A 21,860-nucleotide genomic window follows, 5' to 3' on the forward strand; every position below is an offset into this window, starting at 1 on the left:
GCTTACCCCTGCTTGCTGATGTCGCAGCCCAGGCGTGCAAGGGCAAGCTTGAGGGCGTCGGCCAGGCTGGCCTTGGTGGTCAGCGACCCCAAGTCCAGCCCCAAATGCACGATGGTCTGGGCGATTTGCGGGCGCACGCCACTGATGATGCAGTCGGCGCCCATCAGGCGGATGGCCGTGACGGTCTTTAGCAGGTGCTGGGCGACCAGGGTGTCGACGGTAGGTACACCGGTGATGTCGATGATGGCAATTTCCGAGCCGGTGTCGACGATGCGTTGCAGCAGCGACTCCATGACCGTCTGGCTACGCTGCGAGTCCAGCGTACCGATCAGTGGCAGCGCCAACACCCCGTCCCACAGTTTGACCACAGGGGTAGACAGCTCCAGCAGTTCTTCCTGCTGGCGCCTGATCACTTCCTCGCGGGTTTTCTGGAAGGCGCGGATGGTGTGCATGCCCATGCCATCGAGCAGTTCCGACACCAGCCACAGTTGCTCGGCCAGGCGTGCCGGCTCGCTGCTGTAGTGCGCTTGCAGCAAGCCGAACAGCGGCCCTTTCAAAGCGAAGATGAAGAACGCAGCCTGGTGCGAATCGTGGCCAAGCTGAGCCCGGCTGGCAGAAAGCTTCTCCAGGAACCGGCGCAAAGGCTCCCACTCGCTACCGGCCAGGTGGCTGCCGCCACCAGCGCGCAGGCCGTCCACCAGCAACTGCAGAAATTCCTGGGTTTCCTGTGCCAGTACCTGTTCTTTGATATTGCGCGTGGCGCCGTTGGTTTCGAGGCTGGCTGTCCATTCCTCGCGCAGTTGCGCCTGGCTATGTTGGATAGCCTCCAACGTGCTGCCTTGCAGTGTTGCCATGTGCCTTCGCTCCAGTGGTGAAGGCCGGCGTCCCGATGAATGGCCGGCCTGCTGTGAATGACATTTGCCGGTTCGATTAGTTGTGCAGCGGGAAAAGATAATTGCATTAAGCCAATTAGGATAGCCCAACGGCTTCAGATTGCGGCACGGCTGCTGCCATGCCCTGGTTACGGCCAACAGCTACGTAGCGCCGTCAACCCGCTTCCACCAGAAGTTTCCAGGGCGTTGCTTGGCGAATATGCATGGCCTCGCCGGCGCTTGTCAGCGGGCTCGAAGAGGCAATCGTGCGCGGCAGCCTACTGCGAAACGGTTTTATAGGAATGCATACCATCACGGCATGACATCGATGCAACCTTGAACCGTACCTCATATTGCAAGTACTCACCCGGTGAGATAGTTGCCGGGCGCCGCCCTTTGTCCCTGGTCGAGTCGTAGGCAAGCACGGCATCACAGGTCGTCCATTGGCCCGCCCGGTAATCGGCGGCGGGCGGAAGCAAGATGCTCAAGGCGCTCGCAAACCGCCTGGCGCACTCTGTAGGCAACCCCAGCGCAAAAAAAGGCACCTATCCATAGGTAAGCCAGTCAGTTAAGTAATTTGGGGCCGCTTTGCGACCCTTCGCGGGCACGCCCGCTCCCACAGGGATCGCGCATTTCTTGAGTTCAGCGCCGAACGTGTGGGAGCGGGCGTGCCCGCGAAGGGCTGCAAAGCAGCCCCAGTAACGCTTAACTGACAGGCATTACCTATCCATAGGTGCCTTTTGTCTTGACCCCGGGTGAACCCACTCACCCCATCGACCGCGCCCCTACCGGTTGCGCATGGCCCCGCGAAGTCACGATGCCCAGGAAGGAGATCACAATCGCCAGCCCCAATGTGGAGCTCACCTCTGCGCGGTGCTCAGGCGTGTACATCATGACCGCCAGCGCCCCGCCAATGAAAATGATCACCGCCCAGGTCAGGTACGGGAACAGCCACATGCGGAACTTCAGCTCGGTGTTCTCCCGCTCCAGGCGGCGGCGCATGCGCAGCTGCGAGATGGCAATGACCATGTACACCAGCAAGGCAATGGCGCCAGAGCTGGCCAGCAGGAACTCGAACACACCCTTGGGCGCAAAGTAGTTGAGGATGGCGATGGCGGCCCCGATCAGGGTGCTGCCAAACACCGCCGCACGCGGCACGCCAACCTTGGAGGTCTTGTTGAGGAAGGCCGGGGCGTCACCGCGCTTGGCCAGCGAGTACATCATCCGCGATGCGATGTAGATCGACGAATTCATGCAACTGGTTACCGCCACCAGCACCACCAGGTCGACCATCAATGCCGCGTTGGGTATGTTCATGATCTCCAGCGCACGTTGGTACGAGCCCACCACCGCCAGCTGCGGATCGTTCCACGGCACCACCGAGATGATCACGAAGATCGACAGGATGTAGAAGGTACTGATGCGCCAGATCACCGAGCGGGTGGCCTTGGCGATGTTGCGCGACGGGTCGCTGGACTCGGAGGCAGCAATGGTCACGGCTTCGGTGCCGATGAAGCTGAACATCACGGTAATGAACGCCCCGACCACAGCCGACCAGCCATTGGGCGCAAAACCGCCGTAGTCAGCCATCAACCCGCTCAAGCCGCTGACTTCGCGGTTGGGCAGCCAGCCCATCAGCGCGGCAAAGCCCAGGCCGATGAAACCGAGAATGGCCGTGACCTTGAGGATGGCGAACCAGAACTCGAACTCGCCGTACTTGGCCACGCTGAACAGGTTGGTCCCGGCCAGCAACAGCACCGAGGCCAAGGCGAAGATCCAGCTGTCCACCTGGGGGAACCAGGCGTTCAGCACATGCCCGGCGGCCAGCGCCTCAATCGGAATGACCAGTACCCAGAACCACCAGTACAACCAGCCGATGGTGTAGCCGGCCCAGCGGCCGATGGCCTGGTCGGCGTAGGTGGAAAACGATCCGGTGTCAGGGTGCGCCACGGCCATTTCGCCGAGCATGCGCATGACCAGAACCACCAGGGTTCCGGCTACGAAATAGGAAATTATGGTGGCTGGGCCGGCTGCCGCAATGGCGTGGCCAGAGCCGACGAAAAGTCCGGCGCCGATGATGCCGGCGATAGACAGCATCGTTACGTGTCGTGGCTTGAAACCTTGTGCAAGGTTGCCATCAGATCCCACGGTGTTCATTGATGTTGTTCTCTTTTTGCTGACACAAGGATGGACGGGCAGGCGTAGGCGAAAATAGCTCCTTTGAGTTGGGTAGGTCGACACAATGCTCGCATGCTGTTGTTGATCTTTGGCACGCGTCACAGCGCAAGGTGTCAGTGCGGTTCGGGCTTCATTTAAGCCCCGCGGGGCGGTGGGAAATTACACGAGAACGCCCCGGAACTGTTCGATCACGACAGGGCATTTCCCTTGGCGCCATATGTCGCGAATGGCATATCCAATCGCGCCATCGGGGCGTTGGGTGCTTTTGTTTTTCATCTGGTTGTGTATTGCCTGTACCGGCCCTATCGCCGGCAAGCCGGCTCCCACAGGTCCTCCACACGCTTCAGAACCTGTGAAGTACTCTGTGGGAGCCGGCTTGCCGGCGATAGGCCGGTATAGGCAACACCACTGGCAGCCAGCCACAAAAAAGCCCCGGTCTCCCGGGGCCTCTGTTGCCAAGGCGTCTGCCTACGCCTGCCCGGTACGCTCGAAGCGCCTGGCCAGCAACAGGTAAGCGAGGATCCCCAGCACGCCATGGGCGGCCACGAACCAGAGTGCGTTGTGGAACGAGCCGGTGCTGGCCACTACGTAGCCAATCACCAGTGGGGTGACGATGCCGGCAATGTTGCCGATGCCATTGAATACACCACCGCACAGGCCGACCATCTTCGTCGGCGCCACATCCGACAGCACCGCCCAGCCCACCGCCGCCAGGCCCTTGCCAAAGAAAGCCAGGGTCATCAGGGCGATCACCGCCGCGTTGCCATCTACATAGTTGGCCAGCACCAGGCAGGTGGACAGCGCCATGCCAATGATGAACGGGGTCTTGCGGGCCCTGGACGGGTGCACGCCGCGGCGGATCAGCCAGTCGGATACGAAGCCCCCCAGAATGCCGCCCGTGAAGCCGCAAATGGCCGGCAACGCGGCCACCCAGCCAGCCTCCATGATGGTCATGCCGCGCCCCTTGATCAGGTAGATCGGGAACCAGGTGATAAAGAAGTAGGTCAGCGCGGTGATGCAGTACTGGCCCATGTACACCGCCCACAGGTTGCGGCTGGTGAACAGTTGCGCAAGCTCTGCGCGGGTCGGCTTGCTCCTGGCGGCCTTGCGCTCCTGTTCCAGGTCGACCAGGGCGCCACCCTCACGCATGTAGTCCAGCTCTTCGCGGCTCAACCCCGGGGCGCTGTGCGGCTCATGGTACAAACGGAACCAGACCACGCTCAGCAGCAGCCCCAGCACGCCCATCCAGATAAACACCTGCTCCCAGCTCATGGCGTGGGTCATCCAGGCCATCAGGGGGGCAAACACCACCACCGCCATGTACTGCGCCGAGTTGAACAGTGCCGATGCCGTGCCACGTTCGCGGGTCGGGAACCAGCAGCTGACAATGCGCGAGTTGGCGGGAAAGGCCGGGGACTCCACCAGGCCAAGCATGAAACGCATGGAGAAAAGCGCCACCGCCGCCGAGGCACCGGCCAGGCCCACCCAGCCCACGGTGCCTTGCAGCAACGTGAACAACGACCACAGGATCAGGCTGATGCCGTAGACACGCCGGGCACCGAAGCGGTCGAGCAGCCAGCCGCCGGGCACCTGGCCCAGGGCATAGGCCCAGGCGAACGCGGAGAAAATCATGCCCAGCATGACCGGGTCCAGGCCCAGGTCCGCAAGCACCTCGGTGCCGGTGATCGACAAGGTGGCGCGGTCGGCATAGTTGATGACGGTAATGACAAAGATCAGCGCCAGGACCAGGAAGCGATGGCGACCGATCCCGGCCAGGGCCTGCGGTGCGGCGACGGCGGTTTTGCTGTTCATGTGGACCCTCTTGCTTCTCGGTGGAAGCGATTGTTCTTGTGCGCAGAAGGGGTGGCCCTGGGGCCTTTGTGTTGCCTGTGCCGGCCTCTTCGCGGGCATGCCCGCTCCCACAGGTACTGCACAATGCTCAGGACCTGTATCACGCCTGTGGGAGCGGGCGTGCCCGCGAAAGGGCCCTAAAGGTGAACCACCCGATTCGGCGGCAGCTCACCGCGCAAACAGGCCTCAAGGTTGAGCAAAACCATGCGCCCCATCTCCAACCGGGTCTGCAGCGTGGCGCTACCCCGATGCGGTTGCAGGCTGACCTGGTTCAGGTCCAGCAAGGCCGGGGGCACGTAAGGCTCGTCTACGAAAACATCCAGCCCGGCCCCGGCAATGCGCCCTTCGCGCAACGCTTCGACCAGTGCGGCTTCATCCACCAACTTGCCGCGCGCCACGTTGACCAGATAACCCTGCGGCCCTAGCGCCTCCAGCACCTCGGCCGTCACCAGCACCTGCCCGCCGTCGGCGGCAGCGGCGACCACCAGCACATCCACCGACCGCGCCAGCTCAACCAGGTCCGCCTCATAGCGGTAGCCTGTGCCTGGCTGCTCGCGCCGCCCGTTGTAGGCAATGCTCATGTCGAACGCAGCAGCGCGGCGGGCGATTGCCTTGCCCACCTGGCCAAGGCCGACGATGCCCAGCGCACAACCGCTGACCCGGCGTGCCAGTGGCAAGTCGACCTTGCCCCACAAACCCTCGCGCACCAGCCGCTCACCCTCGCCCAGGCGGCGCAGGCTGCTGATGATCAGCCCCATGGCCAGGTCGGCAACGTCGGCAGTCAGCACGCCTGGCGTGGTGGTGACATGAATGCCGCGGCTGGCCGCATGGCGCAGGTCGACAGCGTCGGTGCCGATGCCACTGATGGCGATGATCTCCAGCGCAGGCAGCTGGTCCATCAGCGCGGTGGGCAAGCCTTTGGCACCGCCGGTAACCACGCCGCGAATGCGCGGGCCGGCCTGTTCCAGTAGCTGTTGCGGATTGGGCTGCTGGTACAGCCGATGGACCTGATAGGCACTGACCAATTGGGCATCGATGGCCTCAGGCAAGGGCTGGGTCAACAGCACTTCGATGGGGGTGTGGTTCATGGTGGGCGTCCGGCAGTTCAAAGACATGACTCGATGCTAGGCCGCCGTTTGATACAGGTCTAATATAGATGCTGGATCGAATAATTCAGGAATTGAATCATGGAGCTGCACCAGTTGCGCTGCTTCGTGGCCGTGGCCGAAGAGTTGCATTTCGGCCGCGCCGCGACCCGCCTGCACATGACCCAGCCACCCTTGAGCCGGCAGATCCAACTGCTGGAACATGCCTTGGGCGTATTGCTGCTCGAGCGCAACAACCGCCAGGCGCGGCTGACCCTGGCAGGCCAGAGCTTTCTCGAAGACGCCCGGCGCATCCTGCAGATCGCCGAGTCGGCCAGCCAATCGGCGCGGCGCATCGCCCACGGCGAAGCCGGCCGGCTGACCTTGGGGTTCACCGCCGTTGGCGCCTACAGCATGATCCCGCGCTTGCTGGTGCACGCCGGGCAGACTCTGCCGGATATCGAACTGGTGCTTAGCGAGCGCGTCTCCAGCACGCAGGTGCACGACCTGGAAGCGGGGCTGATCGACGTCGGCCTGGTGCGCCAGGTGCTGCCCAGCGCGCGCGTGGAGTACTTGCCGATCCACCGTGAACCCTTCGTTGCCGCCCTGCCCGCCGGGCATGCGCTGGCGGCGCGTGAGCGGCTCAGGCCGGGCGACTTCGACGAGCAACCGTTCGTGATGTACAGCGCCAACGAAGGGCGTTATTTCCATGACCGTATCGCCAACCTGTTTGCCCGGCATCAAGTGCAGCCGCGGTACTTGCATCAGTTGGGGCAGACGCATTCGATCCTGGGCCTGGTCAATGTAGGGCTGGGGTGCGCAGTGGTGCCGGCATCGGCGCAAGCCCTGCGCCTGGAGCAGGTGGCGTTCAGGCCACTGGTGGGCATGGAGCAGCAGGCAGAGATCTTCCTGGCGTTCTGCCGGGATAACCCCAACCCGGTGCTGGGGGCATTCGTAGAGATGGCGCGGGCGTTTTTTGAAGCAGGTTGACAGGGAGCTGCTGGCCTTTTCGCGGGCTTGCCCGCTCCCGCAGGTACAGCGCAAGATTCAACTGCTGCGCCGGACCTGTGGGAGCGGGCAAGCCCGCGAAGAGGCCAGCAGCCTTAACGCACCAGGCAAGGCCGCTTGTTATCAAAGCGCCAACCCGGAATCAGGAACTGCATCGCCACGCTGTCATCCCGCGCCCCCAACCCCATGTTGCGGTAGCACTCGTGGGCCTTGGCCAGTTGATCCTCATCCAGCTCCACCCCCAACCCCGGCCGCGCCGGCACATGCACATGGCCGTCGACAATGCGCAGCGGCTCACGGGTCAGGCGCTGGCCGTCCTGCCAGATCCAGTGGGTGTCGATCGCGGTGATCTCACCCGGCGCGGCAGCCGCCACCTGGGTGAACATCGCCAGCGAAATATCGAAGTGGTTGTTGGAGTGCGAACCCCAGGTAAGCCCCCAGTCGTTGCACATCTGCGCCACCCTCACCGAGCCCTGCAAGGTCCAGAAATGCGGGTCGGCCAGCGGAATGTCCACCGACTGCAACTGGATCGCATGGCCCATCTGCCGCCAGTCGGTGGCGATCATGTTGGTAGCCGTGGGCAAACCCGTAGCGCGACGGAACTCGGCCATCACCTCGCGGCCCGAGTAGCCGTTCTCGGCGCCGCATGGGTCTTCGGCATAGGCCAGCACATCGTGTTTGTCGCGGCACAGGGCGATGGCTTGCTTGAGTGACCAGGCCCCGTTGGGGTCCAGGGTGATGCGTGCTTCGGGGAAGCGTTCGGCCAGCGCCGTCACTGCTTCCATTTCCTCTTCCCCCCGCAGCACGCCGCCCTTGAGCTTGAAGTCGCTGAAGCCGTAACGCTGCTTGGCCGCTTCGGCCAGGCGCACCACGGTCTCGGGTGTCAGGGCCTTTTCATGGCGCACACGGAACCAGTCGTCGTCACTGTCCGCTTCGTTGCGGTAGGCCAGGTCGGTCTGCTGGCGGTCGCCGATATAGAACAGATAGCCCAGCATCTTCACCGCATCACGTTGCTGGCCCTCGCCCAGCAGCGCCGCCATTGGCACACTCAGGTGCTGGCCGAGCAGGTCGAGCAGCGCCGATTCGATCGCCGTCACGGCATGCACGGTGATACGCAGGTCGAAGGTCTGCAGGCCGCGCCCTGCCGAGTCGCGGCTGGCGAACGTCTGGCGCATGGCATTGAGCACGCGCTGGTAGTGACCGATCGGCTGGCCTACTACCAGGCTGCGGGCGTCTTCCAGGGTCTGGCGAATGCTCTCGCCACCCGGCACTTCGCCAAGGCCCGTGTTGCCCGCGCTGTCGCGCAGTACCACCACGTTACGGGTAAAGAACGGGCCATGTGCGCCACTGAGGTTGAGCAGCATGCTGTCGTGGCCAGCCACCGGAATCACGCGCAGGTCGGTGACCACCGGGGTGCTGGTGTGAACGGCGGGTGTTGTCTGCATATTCATGGTTGTTGTCTCGCAGTCGTCAGTGGGTCTGGCCCAAGGCCGCAGGGGCCTTCAGGCTATCGGAAGGTGCGCCCTTGGGGCGTGTACGTACGAAGAAGATGGCAATTGCCGCCAGCACCGAAGTCACCGCCAGGCCATACAACCCGCCCTGGATCGAGCCGGTCTGCTGCTCCAGCAGGCCGAACGTGGTGGGGGCAACGAAGCCGCCGAGGTTGCCGACCGAGTTGACCAGGGCTATCACCGCCGCCGCGATGCGAGCATCCAGGTAGCCCTGCGGGATCGGCCAGAACAGTGACGAGGCCGACTTGAAGCCGATGGCGGCAAAGCACACGGCGACAAAGGCGAACACCGGCCCGCCAGTGGTGGACATGAACATGCCGATGGCCGCGACCACCAGGGCGCCTGCCACCCAGGCCTGCTGGAACTTCCAGCGTGCCGAACCGGCAGCGAAGGCATACATGGCCAGGATCGAGATCAACCACGGGATGGAGTTGAGGAAGCCGACCTGCAGGTCGCTGAGGTCGCCCATGCGTTTGATGATGCTCGGCAGCCAGAAGGTGGCCGCGTAGATGGTCAGCTGGATGCAGAAGTAGATCAGGCAGAACAGTACGATCTGGCGGTCCTTGAGCAGGCTCCATGCCGACGGCTTGACCGCACCCAGCGCCTCGCGCGCTTGCTGTTCACGGTCGATGGTCGCGACCAGCGCATCCTGCTCGGCCTGGCTTAGCCACTTGGCGTCCTGCGGTTTGGAGTCGAGCCAGAAGAACACGAAGAAGCACAACGCCACCGAGGCCATGCCTTCGATGAACAGCATCCACTGCCAGCCGTGCAGGCCGAGCCCCTGGATTTGCATCAAGGCCCCGGCCAAGGGGCCGGAAATCAGCGAAGCCAGCGCCGACCCGCTGAGAAAAATGGCGATTGCCTTGCCGCGCTCGGCCGCCGGCAACCAGCGGGTGAAGTAGTAGATCACCCCAGGGAAGAAGCCCGCTTCGGCCACGCCGAGCAGAAAGCGCAGTACATAGAACTGGGTTTCGTTCTGCACGAAGGCCATGGCCGTGGCCACCAGCCCCCAGGTGAACATGATGCGGGTCAGCCACAAGCGGGCACCCACCTTCTGCAGCAGCATGTTCGAAGGCACCTCGAACAGCGCGTAGCCGATGAAGAACAGCCCGGCACCAAAGCCAAAAGCTGCAGCGCTGATGCCCAGGTCGCTTTCCAGGTGCGGGCGGACGAAGCCGATGTTGACGCGGTCCAGGTAGTTGACGATGAACATGATGACGAACAGCGGCAGCACGTGGCGCTTGACCTTGGCCACGGCGCTGGCCAACGCGTCGCCTTCATTCCGGGCAGACGGAGCGAGGGTGTCGTTCACAGGTGGATCTCCCACTAAATTGTTTTTGTGCGGGTCGGGGTTGTCTGACATGGCAGTGGGAACGAGCATAGGCCCCGAGACGTTGTACGACAAGATCAACAACATCGCTCAAATGGCAAAATACAAGCTGCAATAAAGCCAATTTGTTTCGATCTTGCAAAAACGACCAGTCTAACTGCACACTCGTATGGCGAAAAATTAGGCAAAAAATATTTTTATCAATTAACTTGTCATACAAGCTCAACACGAGATAGACCACAGCATGCTTCCTGATCACGCGCACAAACGCGGCCACAGCCGCGCACATGACCTGGTCTCCCGCCTGACCCAGCAGATTCTGCTGGGCACCTTCAAGCCCGGCGACAAACTGCCGTCGGAGAACAAACTGGTACGCGAGCACGGGGTTAGCCGCACGGTGGTTCGCGAAGCCTTGTCGAAGTTGCAGGCTTCGGGGCTGGTGGAACCGCGCCACGGTATCGGCACCTTCGTGATGGCGCGCCAAGCCCAGGCCGGGTTGCGCGTTGCAGCGGAAAGCGCAGCAAATGTGCGCGACTTGCTGGAGCTGCGGATTGGCCTGGAAGGCCAGGCCGCCGCGCTGGCAGCGCTACGCCGCGATGATGGGCAGTTGGCGCGCATGCGCCAGGCACTGGATGACTACCAGGACCTGGCGGCGGCAGGTGACAGCTGCATCGAGGCCGACCGGCGTTTTCACCTGCTGATTGCCGAAGCCACCGGCAACCTGTATTTCACCGAGATGCTGCTGCAGCTGGGTAACGGCTTGATTCCGCGCAACCGCATGGCCCAAGCCGAGCGCAGTGGATCGAAGATGGCAGCGCAGGCATACCTGGCCAACCTGGAGCACGAGGCAATCCTCAATGCCATCCGCCGGCAAGACCCGGATGCGGCACGCGCGGCGGTGTGCCTGCACCTGTCCAACAGCCGCGACCGGCTGCTACCCGATTGACGGGCAATTGCGGCACAGCGGCCCCGGCGCTTACCAGGTCAGGCAGATCTTGCCGAAATGCCGGTTGCTCTCCTGGTAACGGAACGCGTCGACGATCTGCTCCAGCTCGAAGTGCTTATCCACCACCGGCCGCAAACCGTTGGCATCAATGGCCCGCACCATCGCCTGCTGCTGCGCCCGGCTGCCTACCAGCACCCCTTGCAGGCGAATCTGCCGCACCAATGCCTGCACCAGCGGCAGTTGCCCGGCCACGCCAGTAAGAATGCCGATCAACGACACATGCCCGCCGATCCGTGCAGCGATCATCGACTGCTCCAGGGTAGCCGGGCCACCCACCTCGATCACGTGATCGACACCACGGTTATGGGTCAGCTCGCGCACTTTCTCCCCCCATGCCGGGGTGCGCTTGTAGTTGATCAAGTGGTCAGCGCCCAAGGCCTTGAGCCGCTCCAGCTTGGCATCGCTGGACGAGGTGGCGATCACCGTGGCACCTGCCAGCTTGGCGAACTGCAGGGCGAAGATCGACACGCCACCGGTGCCCTGCACCAGCACCGTGTCGCCCGGTTTGAGGTGGTCGTCGCACATCAGCGCGCGCCAGGCGGTCACGCCGGCAGTGGTCAGGGTGGCGGCTTCGGCATGGCTGAAGCCCGAAGGTGCCAGGGTAAACGCGGTGGCACGGGCGGTGACCTGTTCGCGGGCGTAGCCATCGATGCCGTCACCCGGCACCCGGGCAAAGCCTTCGACATTGGCCTGGCCATCGAGCCAGTCCGGGAAGAACGTACTGACGACACTGTCGCCGACCTGAAACTCGCTGACGCCGGCCCCTACGGCAACGACTTCGCCCGCACCGTCGGCCATGGGGATGCGCCGCTCACTCGGCCCCCACATGCCACTCACCACGGCGAAGTCGTGGTAGTTCAGGGAACTGGCGTGCAGGCGCACGGTGATCTCGCCGGCCTGAGGGGCCGCAGCCTCGCTGCTGCCGACCTCGACCTTGTCGTAGCCGCCGCCAGGTTGAACGTAGATGGCCTTGCTGGTCATGGGTTGGGTCTCCGTATCAACGTCAGGAATGGAAATGAGCATAGACAGGTCTATGGGCTGCAAAAGCTTCACGGGCTTTGCAGCAGCGGCGTTGTGTCGCGATCGGGCTGCGCACTATCGACTCAGCCCAGCATCACCTTCAGTGCCCGGCAATCGACCGCGTGCCAATCCACCAGTTGCGGCCATGGGTTATCTGGCACATTCACCAATATCGTGCGTGCCCCCGCTGCGCGCCCGCAGTCCAGGTCAAAACGGTAGTCACCCACCATCACCAGCTCGCTCGGCGCCACGCCCCAGGCCGCGGCAATCTTCAGCAACCCATCCGGGCTCGGCTTGGGTGCCGCCTCGTCACGCCCGAGCACATGCTCTACCGGGAAGCAGTCCGCCAGGCCGATCGCTTCCAGCGTCACATGGGCCAGTTCCCGCGCATTGCGGGTCAGTATCCCCAACCGGCAACCACGCGCAGCCAGTTCGCGCACCAGTTCAACCGCCCCGGTCGCCGCGGTGGAGGCCTCCGCCAGCTCACGCTCATGCTCCAGCAGCCAGGCATGCTTGGCCGCGGCTTCGTCGGCTGGCAAAGCCGCCAGGTGGGTAAGGATGTCGTCTTCGGCAGGGATACCCAGCGCCTCCCGAATGGCGGCAAAGTCATGCACCGCCACGGTCAGGGTGCCGTCCATGTCGAACACCCAGTTGCGCACCTGCTGCAGGCTCATGCCCAGTCCTTGCGGTGGCGAATCAGGCCTTCCTGGCTCGACGATGCCACCAGTTGCCCGGCCTGGTTGAAAATGCTGCCGCGGCAGAAGCCACGGGAATTACCTGCCCACGGGCTATCGGTGGCATACAGCAGCCACTGGTCGGCACGCAGGTTGCCGTGGAACCACAGCGAATGGTCGAGGCTGGCGATCTGCATGTCACGCTGCCAAACCGACTTGCCATGCGGCACCAGCGCAGTGGTGAGCAGGCCGAAGTCCGAGGCGTAGGCCAGCAGGTACTTGTGCAGGGCCGGCACGTCGGGCAGGTTGCCGTCTGCGCGGAACCACGCATATTTCACCGGGTCGCCTGGCTTGGGGTTGAACGGGTCACGCTCGGTGACCGGGCGAATCTCGATTGGCTTGGCGCACAGCACCTTGTCGCGGATGCGTTCAGGCAGATGGTCTGCCATGGCACGCGCCAGTTCCACTTCGGTAGGCAGGTTTTCCGGGCCGACCACGTCGGGCATCTGCGCCTGATGGGCGAAGCCTTCCTCGTCGTACTGGAACGAGGCGCTACAGGTGAAAATGGTCTGGCCCTTCTGGATCGCCGTCACCCGCCGGGTACTGAAGCTGCCGCCATCACGCACACGGTCCACCGAGTACACCACCGGCAGGCTGGCGTCTCCCGGGCGCAGGAAATAACCATGCAGCGAGTGCACATGGCGCGCGTCTTCGACCGTCTGGCTGGCTGCCGACAACGACTGGCCCAGCACCTGGCCGCCGTACAGCTGGCGGAAGCCCAGGTCTTGGCTGCGCCCACGGAACAGGTTCTCCTCGATGGCTTCGAGGCTCAACAGGTCGACCAGGTCGTCCAACACATGACTCATTGGGGCATCTCCGTAGAAGCGAGCCTTGCTCGCGCTGCGCCGCCTGGGCGGCGCTCGAACTCACAGGCGCCGAACCCCTTGCGGCCCAGCGCCCTTTCAATGGGCAAATAATACAGCGTTTGCCATTCGCACCGAGCATGGCTGTGCATTCAGGCGCGCAGGGTGTGCTCCCAGTGCGCACGGTCGATGCGGTACAGCACATGCGGGCGTAGCGGGTGGCCTGCGGGCAGGCGCGGGTGCTCGAAGCTACCGCGCAGGTCTTGCTGCATGCCGATGGCCTGCATCACCTTTTGCGATGGCAAGTTACTTTCGGCAGTGAACGACACCACCTCGTTCAGGCGCAATTGGGCGAACGCACAGCGCAGGCAGGTCCACGCGGCTTCGCTGGCAAAGCCCAGCCCCCAGTGGCGCCGGGCCAGGCGCCAGCCAATCTCCACGGCTGGCGCGAAATCGGCGTCAAAGTTTACCTGCAGCAAGCCGGTCATGCCGATGAATGCACCGCTGTCCTTGCGCTCCAGCGCCCACAAACCAAAACCGTATTCGTTGAAGTGCCCGCGTATCCGGCCAATCAGCGCGGCAGCTTCAAGGCGTGTGAGCGGTGCCGGGAAGTAACGCATCACCTGCGGGTCGGCACACAGTGCCGCAAATTCACGCAGGTCATCGTCGTGCCATTGGCGCAGCACCAGCCGCGCGCTTTCCAGTTGAAGGGTGGAGGTCATCGGGCCTGCTCCGGTTTTGCCGAATTACAGTCTACAGCGTAGGCGCCGGCGCGGTGTTCACCCAACGGGCCGCAACCGAATGCAATTTTCACACGCCCTTCACCGGCTCCCGACAGCTCGCTTAGCAAAATGCGGCCATCACTGCCGTGCCCGCCACGGCCCTGTCACTGGAGCAACGCATGCTATCGAGCAATACCCTGGGGCACCCTGCCATTCACGCCCGGCGCAAACGGCGCCTGTCTCGCAAAGCCCTTGGTGCCGCACTTGGCTTGTGCATGGTCGTGGCGGCCTTGACCACCTGGCTGGCGACGAGGACGCATATCGTGGACCTTGGCATCGAGCAACAACTGAGTGACAGCGGCCTGCTGCAGCACTGGGCCGACGGTGCCGTGATCGTGATGATCCGCCACGCCGAACGCTGCGACAGCGCCCCGGGCCCGTGCCTGGACGACCCCACCGGCATTACCGTGGCCGGCAGCCAGGCTGCCACGCGGGTGGGCCAAGGCATGCACCAACTGGGCCTGGCCAACACCGATATGCTCAGCAGCCCGAAACTGCGCACCCGGCAAACCGCGCACTTCATCCTCGGCCAGGCGGTGGCCAGCGAAGACTGGCTGGAAAGCTGCGACAGCCAGTTCGCCAGCGATGCCCTGGCGCACAAGCGTGCCGGGCACAACCTGGTGCTGGTGACCCATAACGGCTGCATCGATCACTTCGCCCGCCAGCAGCACGTGGCCGGCGGCGAGCGTGAAAGCGCCTACGCCAGCGCGCTGTTCGTTTCGGTGGACGGTAACGGCAAGGCACGCATCCTCGGCCGCCTGAATGAGCCCGACTGGCAGCGGGTGCTGGCCAGCGCCGCAAAATAGCAGTGGCCTGCTCGGGCCTCATCGCCGGCAAGCCACACAGGCGCTGTGGCAAACACCTGTCAGCCCTGATGCGGCCCATGTGGGAGCCGGCTTGCCGGCGATTGGGCAGCAAAGCTGCCCCGGCCATGGCAAGATCAGCACTGGCCCTGACCGCGACCTCCCCCATGCCGTTGCCGCTGATCTACCACGAAGACTACAGCCCGGAGTTCCCTGCCGAGCACCGCTTCCCGATGGACAAGTTCCGCCTGCTGCACGACCACCTGGTCGACAGTGGGCTGACCACCGACCAGGCTTTGCTGCGCCCAGACATCTGCCCCAACGATATCCTCGCCCTGGCCCATGACCGCGACTACATCGCACGCTACATGAATGGCGAGCTGTCCCGCGAAGACCAACGTCGCCTCGGCCTGCCCTGGAGCGAAGCCTTGGCCCGGCGCACCGTACGGGCCGTGGGCGGCTCGCTGCTGACGGCCGAACTGGCGCTGCAGCATGGCGTTGCCTGCCACCTGGCCGGTGGCACCCACCATGCCCACTACGACCACCCTGCCGGCTTCTGCATCTTCAATGACCTGGCAGTGATCAGCCGCTACCTGCTGGAGGCCGGCCGTGTCCAGCGGGTGCTGATCTTCGATTGCGACGTGCACCAGGGCGACGGCACCGCACGCATCCTGCACGATACCCCGGAGGCCATCACGGTCTCGCTGCACTGCGAACAGAACTTCCCGGCACGCAAGGCCCACAGCGATTGGGACATTCCCCTGCCGCGGGGCATGGGCGACAGCGCCTACCTGAACGTGGTGGACGACACCCTCAACTACCTGCTGCCGCTGTATCAACCCGACCTGGTGCTGTACGACGCCGGCGTCGATGTGCACAAGGACGACGCGCTGGGCTACCTGCAACTGACGGACGCCGGCGTGGCCGCCCGCGACGAGGCCGTGCTGCGTCACTGCCTGGGCCGCGATATTGCGGTAATGGGTGTGATCGGCGGCGGCTACAGCAAGGACCGGGTGGCCCTGGCCAAACGCCACGGCATTCTTCACCACAGCGCTGCGCGTGTCATCGGTTGTTCACAATGACTGTGGAACCGCTTGTGGATAACCTGCGGGAAAGCCGCTGCAGGCCTTGAGCAGCAAGGCCTGCAGAACACTGGTTGTTTTTTGACCAGTGCTTCCGGGGGCAACGCTGCGCTAGAATGCGGCTCTTTTCCACAGCCTGCTGCCCACCATGCCCGATTTCAACCCCGCATCGCCTCCCCTTGCTATCGTCATCGGTGGCGGCCCCGCCGGCCTGATGGCCGCTGAAGCCCTGGCCCAGGCAGGCTTGGCGGTCGAGGTGTTCGATGCCATGCCTTCGGTGGGCCGCAAGTTCCTGCTGGCGGGTGTCGGCGGTATGAACATCACCCATTCCGAGCCGTACCCCGCGTTCGTGGCCCGTTATGCCGAACGCCAAGGTGAAATCGGCACGCTGCTGGGCGAGTTCGACGCGGATGCTTTGCGCCAGTGGATTCACGGCCTGGGCATCGAGACCTTCGTCGGCACATCAGGCCGGGTATTCCCTACCGACATGAAAGCCGCGCCGTTACTGCGCGCCTGGCTCAAGCGCCTGCGCGACAGCGGGGTAGTTATCCACACCCGCCATCGCTGGCTCGGCTGGAACGCCGAGGGGGCCTTGCGCATCGCTTATCCACAGGGCGAACGCCTGGTCAACGCCGCTGTGCTGGTGCTGGCGCTGGGCGGCGGCAGTTGGGCGCGCCTGGGTTCCGACGGCAGCTGGCAAGCGCTGCTGGCCGAACGGGCTGTGGATATCTTGCCCCTGCAACCGAGCAACTGCGGTTTCGAGGTCGCCGGCTGGAGCGCGCTGTTGAAAGACAAGTTCGCCGGCGCGCCGCTGAAAAACATCGCCCTCAGCGTGCCTGGCAGTGCACCGCGCAAAGGTGAGTTCATCCTCACCGCGCAAGGTGTGGAAGGCAGCCTGGTGTATGCCTGGTCGGCGCCGGTGCGTGAGGCCATCAACCGCGATGGCCGGGGCGTGTTGTTGCTTGACCTGTTGCCGGACAAGCCTGTGGACAAGATTGCCCAGGCACTGGCCAGGCCACGGGGGTCGCGCTCCATGGCCAAGCACCTGCACAGCCAGCTGGGTATCGATGGGGTAAAAGCCGCACTGTTGCGCGAGCTGACCGACCCTGCAACCTTTGCCAGCCCTGTAGCGTTGGCGCACGCGATAAAGGCCCTGCCAATCACCCTGGTGCGCACGCGGCCGCTGGATGAAGCGATCAGCAGCGCCGGCGGTGTCCGTTTCGAGGGGCTGGATGCAGGGCTGATGCTCAAAAGCATGCCGGGGGTGTTTTGTGCCGGCGAGATGCTGGACTGGGAGGCACCGACCGGGGGCTACCTGCTCACCGCATGCTTTGCCAGCGGGCAGCACGCCGGGCGGGCTGCTGCACAATGGCTCAAAGCCCACGGCTGACATCGCCCCACTGTGGGCGCCGCGAGGCTAGGGTTTGCGCTTGCGCGGCCCGCCATTGAAGCTGGGTACCTTGCGCACCGCCTTCACCGCAGGCTCGGCATTGCCCCCCTCGGTGCTGTCCATCCAGCGCCCCAAGCCACGCTTGGCGCTGTTCTCTTTCGGCTTTTTGGGCTTCTTCGGCTTCTTGATCACCTGGCCACTGGCGTCGGTCATCGGCACCCGGTGATCCGGAATGAAGTCCGGTTCTTCATGACGCGGCAGGGTCTGGCGGGTCAGCACCTCAATCGCCGCCAGCAGCTGCACTTCATCGGCGCATACCAGCGAAATCGCCTCGCCCTTGTTGCCGGCCCGCCCGGTGCGGCCGATACGGTGCACGTAGTCCTCGGCAACGATGGGCAGGTCCAGGTTGACCACCAGCGGCAAATCGTCGATATCCAGGCCACGGGCAGCCACGTCGGTGGCCACCAGCACCTGGATTTCCCGGGCCTTGAAGCTGTCCAGCGCGCGCTGGCGGGTCGCCTGCGGGCGGTCACCGTGGATACCATCGGCATTAACACCCTCGGCCAGCAAGCGCGCCACCAACTGGTCGACGCCGTTACGGGTCTTGGCAAATACCAGCACCTGCTTCCAGCGCTGCTTGCGCATCAGGTGGCAGAACAGGTCTTCCTTGCGCTTTTTGTCCACAGGTACCAGCCACTGCTTGACGCTGGCGGCAGTAGCATTGCGTGGGCTGACTTCGATACTCAACGGGTCATTCAGGGCCAGCCCTGCCAGCAGGCGGATCTGCTCGGAGAACGTGGCGGAAAACAGCAAAGTCTGGCGCTTGCGTGGCAACGCGGCATAGACCGATTGCAGCTCTTCGGCAAAGCCCAAGTCGAGCATGCGGTCGGCTTCGTCCAGCACCAGGGTCTGTACCTGGTTGAACTTGACCGCGTTCTGCCGGAACAGGTCGAGCAGGCGGCCAGGGGTGGCGACCAGCAGGTCGACGCCACGGCGCAGGCGCATCATCTGCGGGTTGATGCTGACCCCGCCGTACACCGCATAGGTGCTCAACGGCAGGTTCTCGGCGTACTCGCGCACATTGTTGTGCACCTGCTCGGCCAGCTCTCGGGTCGGCACCAGCACCAGGGCACGGATCGAGTTGCTGGCCACTTTCTCGCCTTCCAAGGCCAGGCGCTGCAGTACCGGCAGGGCAAAGCCTGCCGTTTTTCCGGTGCCGGTCTGGGCCGCGGCCATCAGGTCGCGGCCGGCCAGCACGGCGGGAATGGCCTTGGCCTGCACCGGCGTGGGGGTGGTGTAGGCCAGCTGCTGCAAGGTGCGCAGCAGCGGTTCGATCAGGCCGAGTTGGGCGAAATTCATGGCAATACCGTCAGGGGTTCAGCGAAGCCGGCAAGTTTACCGCATCGCCCCTGCCTACTTGCAGATTTCGCCTCTCAACGGCAACACGGGTTTGGCAGGCTTGCGCCACTGCGGCAGGCCGATCAGCACCACTGCGCCAATGATCACCGCCATCGCCACGCACTCTTCGGCACCGATCTGTTCACCGGCAAACAGGATCCCCAACAGCACCGCCACGGCTGGGTTGACGTAGGCGTAGCTGGTGGCAGCTGCCGGGCGCACGTGCTTGAGCAGGTACATGTAGGCGCTGAAGGCCAGGATAGAGCCGAAGAACACCAGGTAGGCCAACGCGCCCCAGCCGGCAGCGCTTGGTACCTGCGTCATGCGCTCGCCCGACAGCAGGCTGCCCAACAACAGCACTGCGCCACCCACCAGCATTTCGGCGGCACTGGCCATTGGCCCCTGTGGCAGGGGCAGGCTTTTGCTCCACACCGAACCGAATGCCCACGAGGCCGCGGCAAAAATGATCAGCGCTGCGCCAATCGGGCTCGCCTGCAGGTTGGACCCCAGGTTCAACAGGGCGATACCCAACAGCCCAAGGGCAATGCCTGCCCACTCCAGTTTCGAGTTGCGGTGCCCGAACAGCAGGCCGAACAGCAAGGTGAACAGCGGCACCGTCGCCACCGCCAGGGCCGCCACCCCCGAGGCCACGCCGGCGTGTTCGGCCACCGTTACCCCGCCGTTACCGCAACTTAGCAGCAGAAAGCCGATTGCCCCGGCAGCCCGCCATTGCGGCCACGTGGGTGCCGGCGCACCGCGCCAGCGCAGAAAACCGTACAGCAGGCTACCCGCGATCAGGAAACGCACACCGGCCATGAGCATCGGTGGCCAGCTCTCGACGCCAATGCGGATGAACAGGTAGGTGGAGCCCCAGACCAGGTACAGCGCCAGGAAGGCGCCGATGAGCAACCAGGGAATGCGACGGGAGGCAGGCATTGGAACACTCGAAATCCGTTTACGGGTGAACAGTCTAGGGGCCTGCCTGAGCGAACAGAAGTTACAGAATGGCTTGAAATGAGCGGCACACTTTCGGTGCGTTCGGTTTGAAGCGGGCGCCGCTTGAAGCAAGCGCCGAACACGCCTCAAGCATACTTGACCAGCGCCTCGCGCAGCTTGGCTGCCGGTGTTTTCTGCAACCGGCACAGCAGGCCATGCGAGAGCTGCTGCACACCATGTTGTTCTCGCAACACGCCGGCCAGGTGCTGCATCAGGTTGGCGGCCATTTCGGCATCGGCCATGGCCCGGTGCGCAGTACCGGTGTTCGGCAGCCCCGCCCAGCGGGTCAGGGTGCCCAGCTTGTGGTTCGGCGCTGCCGGCAACAGGCGCCGCGACAACAACAGCGAACAGGCAAATGACTGGCTGCGGCTGCGGCCGATGCGCGCCAGCTCGTAGTCCCAGAACTTCTGGTCGAACGCGGCGTTGTGCGCCAATAGCGGGGTTTCACCCACAAACTCGGCCACCTCGTTCATGACCTTGTCGACCGGCGGCGCACTGCGCAGCATCGCCGTGGTGATGCCGGTCAGCCCGGCGACGAATGCGGGTACCGGCACACCGGCGTTCATCAGGCTCTGGTAGCGCTCGACAATACGCCCGCCTTCCAGCATGACCACCGCCACTTCGGTGGCGCGGCAGCCGGCACCAGGGGAAATGCCGGTGGTTTCAAAGTCGATGACAGCGATACGTTCCACGAATGACCTCAGTGCTTGAGCAACAACTTACCCTCGATGGGTACATAGCGGCTGGCGGCACGGATCAGTGACAGCGCCGTCAGCCCGGGCACACCATACACCACCGCCTCAGTGCCGTGGCGCTGGATCACCCGCTCCAGCAGCAGGTCGAAATCGCCGTCACCCGAGGCCAGCACTACTTGGTCGACCCGGCTGGCGGCATCGATCACATCCAGGGTAATGCCCACGTCCCAGTCACCCTTGGCCGAGCCGTCGCTGCGCTGGATGAAGGGTTTGAGGCGCACGTCGAAACCAAGGTTGCGCAAGATCTGCTGGAACTGTTGTTGCTTGCTGTCGCCGCGGTCGATGGCATACGCCACGGCCTCGACGATCTGCCCTTCGCGGCAGACATCGGCCCACAGGGCGGTGTAGTTGAAATGGCAACCATGGGCTTGGCGCACGGTGTAGTAGAGGTTCTGCACATCGGCGAACAGCGCGATCTTTTTCACCTGGGAACCTCTTGTCTGGCCTGGAATGCCGGGGCCGCTGCGCTGCCCCGGAAATGCCAGCAGTATGCCAGACCTGTCAGACGTAGGAGTCGTCGTCCGAGAAGAACCCACCGTCATCGCTGCTGTAGTCGGTGTCGGCGTAACCACCCTGGTCGCTGCCCCAGCCACCATTGTCGGCCACTTGCTGCTGCCCGCCCTGGTCATTCCAGCCACCACTGTCACTGGCCGGCGCAGGCTCTTCCTTGATCACCTCGACCACCTCTTCGGGCTGGGCGTTGTGGTTGAACAGGCTGCTGATACCTTGCGCCAGCAATACACCACCAGCCACACCGGCGGCGGTCTGCATGGCGCCACCGAGGAAGCTGCTGGCACCACTGCGTGCCGGCGCAGCGCCCATGCCAGGCTGCTGTGCTTGCGGTTGCGCATAGGCCGGTGCCGCCGGCTCACGCCAGCCGCCAGCCGATGCCACCGCAGGCGCTGGCCGCTGTGGCTGCACCGGCGGCGCTGCAGTGCGCCCGCCCGTACCAAAAATGCTGGACAGGAAACCGCCACCGCCAGCGCTGGGCGCACTGTTGCCGCCCTGGGCCGCCTGGGCACGGGCCTGTTCCAGCTCGGCCTGCAGTTGCTTGTTCTGCTCGTCGAGGCGCTTGAGCGCCGCTTCCTGCACCAGGATCGCCTGGGCCATGTAGTAAGGCGCAGCCGGCTGCTGGCGCAGGTGCTGCTCGATGCAGGCCTGGGCCTGCGGGTCGCGCGGCTGGCTGGGGTCCTCGGCTTGCTTGAGACGGCCGAACAGGCCGTCGATCAGGGTTTGTTCTTCAGTGTTCATGGGGC

The 21,860-nt window shown here is 64.1% G+C and carries 20 protein-coding genes; 5 read left to right on the forward strand and 15 right to left on the reverse strand.

Annotated elements, in window-relative coordinates:
• Positions 1 to 2: 2 nt before the first annotated feature.
• The 4 genes from GEV39_RS21730 to GEV39_RS21745 form a co-directional block, all read right to left on the reverse strand.
• On the reverse strand, positions 3 to 854 hold the full coding sequence (locus GEV39_RS21730) for an STAS domain-containing protein (protein ID WP_173891178.1): 852 nt from the start codon (positions 852 to 854) through the stop codon (positions 3 to 5).
• Positions 855 to 1,637: 783 nt separating this feature from the next.
• Positions 1,638 to 3,029 carry a GABA permease gene (gene gabP, locus GEV39_RS21735; protein WP_054882033.1) on the reverse strand — a complete coding sequence of 464 codons (1,392 nt, stop codon included), beginning with the start codon at positions 3,027 to 3,029 and terminating at the stop codon, positions 1,638 to 1,640.
• 489 nt (positions 3,030 to 3,518) lie between these two features.
• Positions 3,519 to 4,862, reverse strand: coding sequence for an MFS transporter (locus tag GEV39_RS21740; RefSeq protein WP_173891179.1), 1,344 nt, complete (start codon positions 4,860 to 4,862; stop codon positions 3,519 to 3,521).
• A gap of 176 nt (positions 4,863 to 5,038) precedes the next feature.
• Positions 5,039 to 5,989 carry a 2-hydroxyacid dehydrogenase gene (locus tag GEV39_RS21745; RefSeq protein WP_173891180.1) on the reverse strand — a complete coding sequence of 317 codons (951 nt, stop codon included), beginning with the start codon at positions 5,987 to 5,989 and terminating at the stop codon, positions 5,039 to 5,041.
• Between the two features lie 99 nt (positions 5,990 to 6,088).
• Here GEV39_RS21745 and GEV39_RS21750 point away from each other — a divergent pair, with 99 nt between their 5' ends.
• On the forward strand, positions 6,089 to 6,976 hold the full coding sequence (locus tag GEV39_RS21750; RefSeq protein WP_173891181.1) for a LysR substrate-binding domain-containing protein: 888 nt from the start codon (positions 6,089 to 6,091) through the stop codon (positions 6,974 to 6,976).
• A gap of 113 nt (positions 6,977 to 7,089) precedes the next feature.
• On the opposite strand, the gene gudD is transcribed toward GEV39_RS21750, so the two are convergent.
• The gene (gudD, locus tag GEV39_RS21755; RefSeq protein ID WP_173891182.1) at positions 7,090 to 8,445 is read right to left on the reverse strand and encodes a glucarate dehydratase; all 1,356 of its coding nucleotides are present in this window, start codon (positions 8,443 to 8,445) and stop codon (positions 7,090 to 7,092) included.
• 19 nt (positions 8,446 to 8,464) lie between these two features.
• Positions 8,465 to 9,817 carry an MFS transporter gene (locus GEV39_RS21760; RefSeq protein WP_115294826.1) on the reverse strand — a complete coding sequence of 451 codons (1,353 nt, stop codon included), beginning with the start codon at positions 9,815 to 9,817 and terminating at the stop codon, positions 8,465 to 8,467.
• Positions 9,818 to 10,079: 262 nt separating this feature from the next.
• Here GEV39_RS21760 and GEV39_RS21765 point away from each other — a divergent pair, with 262 nt between their 5' ends.
• The gene (locus GEV39_RS21765) at positions 10,080 to 10,781 is read left to right on the forward strand and encodes a FadR/GntR family transcriptional regulator (protein WP_173891183.1); all 702 of its coding nucleotides are present in this window, start codon (positions 10,080 to 10,082) and stop codon (positions 10,779 to 10,781) included.
• Between the two features lie 30 nt (positions 10,782 to 10,811).
• Here GEV39_RS21765 and GEV39_RS21770 read toward each other — a convergent pair whose 3' ends face one another.
• The 4 genes from GEV39_RS21770 to GEV39_RS21785 form a co-directional block, all read right to left on the reverse strand.
• On the reverse strand, positions 10,812 to 11,822 hold the full coding sequence (locus GEV39_RS21770; RefSeq protein ID WP_173891184.1) for a zinc-dependent alcohol dehydrogenase family protein: 1,011 nt from the start codon (positions 11,820 to 11,822) through the stop codon (positions 10,812 to 10,814).
• 122 nt (positions 11,823 to 11,944) lie between these two features.
• Positions 11,945 to 12,535 carry an HAD family hydrolase gene (locus GEV39_RS21775; RefSeq protein ID WP_029887396.1) on the reverse strand — a complete coding sequence of 197 codons (591 nt, stop codon included), beginning with the start codon at positions 12,533 to 12,535 and terminating at the stop codon, positions 11,945 to 11,947.
• A complete protein-coding gene (gene tesB, locus GEV39_RS21780) occupies positions 12,532 to 13,401 on the reverse strand; it encodes an acyl-CoA thioesterase II (protein WP_009681790.1) in 870 nt (289 codons plus the stop codon). The genes GEV39_RS21775 and tesB overlap by 4 nt, the downstream gene beginning before the upstream one ends.
• Before the next feature lie 149 nt (positions 13,402 to 13,550).
• The gene (locus GEV39_RS21785) at positions 13,551 to 14,120 is read right to left on the reverse strand and encodes a GNAT family N-acetyltransferase (protein ID WP_009681789.1); all 570 of its coding nucleotides are present in this window, start codon (positions 14,118 to 14,120) and stop codon (positions 13,551 to 13,553) included.
• Between the two features lie 179 nt (positions 14,121 to 14,299).
• Here GEV39_RS21785 and pmrG point away from each other — a divergent pair, with 179 nt between their 5' ends.
• The 3 genes from pmrG (at position 14,300) to GEV39_RS21800 (ending at position 17,455) form a co-directional block, all read left to right on the forward strand.
• Positions 14,300 to 14,986 (forward strand): lipopolysaccharide core heptose(II)-phosphate phosphatase PmrG, encoded by a 687-nt coding sequence (pmrG, locus tag GEV39_RS21790; protein WP_173891185.1) that lies wholly within the window; start codon positions 14,300 to 14,302, stop codon positions 14,984 to 14,986.
• Between the two features lie 164 nt (positions 14,987 to 15,150).
• Positions 15,151 to 16,065, forward strand: coding sequence for a histone deacetylase family protein (locus GEV39_RS21795; protein ID WP_173891745.1), 915 nt, complete (start codon positions 15,151 to 15,153; stop codon positions 16,063 to 16,065).
• A gap of 148 nt (positions 16,066 to 16,213) precedes the next feature.
• Positions 16,214 to 17,455 carry a TIGR03862 family flavoprotein gene (locus tag GEV39_RS21800; RefSeq protein ID WP_173891186.1) on the forward strand — a complete coding sequence of 414 codons (1,242 nt, stop codon included), beginning with the start codon at positions 16,214 to 16,216 and terminating at the stop codon, positions 17,453 to 17,455.
• A 27-nt stretch (positions 17,456 to 17,482) separates the two neighbouring features.
• On the opposite strand, the gene rhlE1 is transcribed toward GEV39_RS21800, so the two are convergent.
• The 5 genes from rhlE1 to GEV39_RS21825 all read right to left on the reverse strand — a co-directional run bounded on the left by rhlE1 (position 17,483) and on the right by GEV39_RS21825 (position 21,855).
• Positions 17,483 to 18,814: an RNA helicase RhlE1 gene (rhlE1, locus tag GEV39_RS21805; protein ID WP_054911680.1), complete on the reverse strand. Its 1,332-nt coding sequence runs from the start codon at positions 18,812 to 18,814 to the stop codon at positions 17,483 to 17,485.
• A gap of 54 nt (positions 18,815 to 18,868) precedes the next feature.
• Positions 18,869 to 19,789, reverse strand: coding sequence for a drug/metabolite exporter YedA (yedA, locus tag GEV39_RS21810; protein WP_173891187.1), 921 nt, complete (start codon positions 19,787 to 19,789; stop codon positions 18,869 to 18,871).
• A 146-nt stretch (positions 19,790 to 19,935) separates the two neighbouring features.
• The gene (locus GEV39_RS21815; protein ID WP_110676596.1) at positions 19,936 to 20,541 is read right to left on the reverse strand and encodes a 3'-5' exonuclease; all 606 of its coding nucleotides are present in this window, start codon (positions 20,539 to 20,541) and stop codon (positions 19,936 to 19,938) included.
• 8 nt (positions 20,542 to 20,549) lie between these two features.
• Complete coding sequence (locus GEV39_RS21820; RefSeq protein ID WP_009681780.1) at positions 20,550 to 21,029, reverse strand: LabA-like NYN domain-containing protein; 480 nt, start codon at positions 21,027 to 21,029, stop codon at positions 20,550 to 20,552.
• Between the two features lie 76 nt (positions 21,030 to 21,105).
• Complete coding sequence (locus GEV39_RS21825; protein ID WP_173891188.1) at positions 21,106 to 21,855, reverse strand: DUF2076 domain-containing protein; 750 nt, start codon at positions 21,853 to 21,855, stop codon at positions 21,106 to 21,108.
• Positions 21,856 to 21,860: the final 5 nt, after the last annotated feature.

The organism is Pseudomonas sp. NY5710 (assembly GCF_013305665.1).
GTDB lineage: Bacteria > Pseudomonadota > Gammaproteobacteria > Pseudomonadales > Pseudomonadaceae > Aquipseudomonas > Aquipseudomonas juntendi.

Coding starts and splice junctions, on each gene's coding strand:
- GEV39_RS21730 (WP_173891178.1), bottom strand. CDS start 854: ATGGCAACACTGCAAGGCAGCACGTTGGAGGCTATCCAACATAGCCAG.
- gabP (WP_054882033.1), bottom strand. CDS start 3,029: ATGAACACCGTGGGATCTGATGGCAACCTTGCACAAGGTTTCAAGCCA.
- GEV39_RS21740 (WP_173891179.1), bottom strand. CDS start 4,862: ATGAACAGCAAAACCGCCGTCGCCGCACCGCAGGCCCTGGCCGGGATC.
- GEV39_RS21745 (WP_173891180.1), bottom strand. CDS start 5,989: ATGAACCACACCCCCATCGAAGTGCTGTTGACCCAGCCCTTGCCTGAG.
- GEV39_RS21750 (WP_173891181.1), top strand. CDS start 6,089: ATGGAGCTGCACCAGTTGCGCTGCTTCGTGGCCGTGGCCGAAGAGTTG.
- gudD (WP_173891182.1), bottom strand. CDS start 8,445: ATGAATATGCAGACAACACCCGCCGTTCACACCAGCACCCCGGTGGTC.
- GEV39_RS21765 (WP_173891183.1), top strand. CDS start 10,080: ATGCTTCCTGATCACGCGCACAAACGCGGCCACAGCCGCGCACATGAC.
- GEV39_RS21770 (WP_173891184.1), bottom strand. CDS start 11,822: ATGACCAGCAAGGCCATCTACGTTCAACCTGGCGGCGGCTACGACAAG.
- GEV39_RS21775 (WP_029887396.1), bottom strand. CDS start 12,535: ATGAGCCTGCAGCAGGTGCGCAACTGGGTGTTCGACATGGACGGCACC.
- tesB (WP_009681790.1), bottom strand. CDS start 13,401: ATGAGTCATGTGTTGGACGACCTGGTCGACCTGTTGAGCCTCGAAGCC.
- GEV39_RS21785 (WP_009681789.1), bottom strand. CDS start 14,120: ATGACCTCCACCCTTCAACTGGAAAGCGCGCGGCTGGTGCTGCGCCAA.
- pmrG (WP_173891185.1), top strand. CDS start 14,300: ATGCTATCGAGCAATACCCTGGGGCACCCTGCCATTCACGCCCGGCGC.
- GEV39_RS21795 (WP_173891745.1), top strand. CDS start 15,151: ATGCCGTTGCCGCTGATCTACCACGAAGACTACAGCCCGGAGTTCCCT.
- GEV39_RS21800 (WP_173891186.1), top strand. CDS start 16,214: ATGCCCGATTTCAACCCCGCATCGCCTCCCCTTGCTATCGTCATCGGT.
- rhlE1 (WP_054911680.1), bottom strand. CDS start 18,814: ATGAATTTCGCCCAACTCGGCCTGATCGAACCGCTGCTGCGCACCTTG.
- yedA (WP_173891187.1), bottom strand. CDS start 19,789: ATGCCTGCCTCCCGTCGCATTCCCTGGTTGCTCATCGGCGCCTTCCTG.
- GEV39_RS21825 (WP_173891188.1), bottom strand. CDS start 21,855: ATGAACACTGAAGAACAAACCCTGATCGACGGCCTGTTCGGCCGTCTC.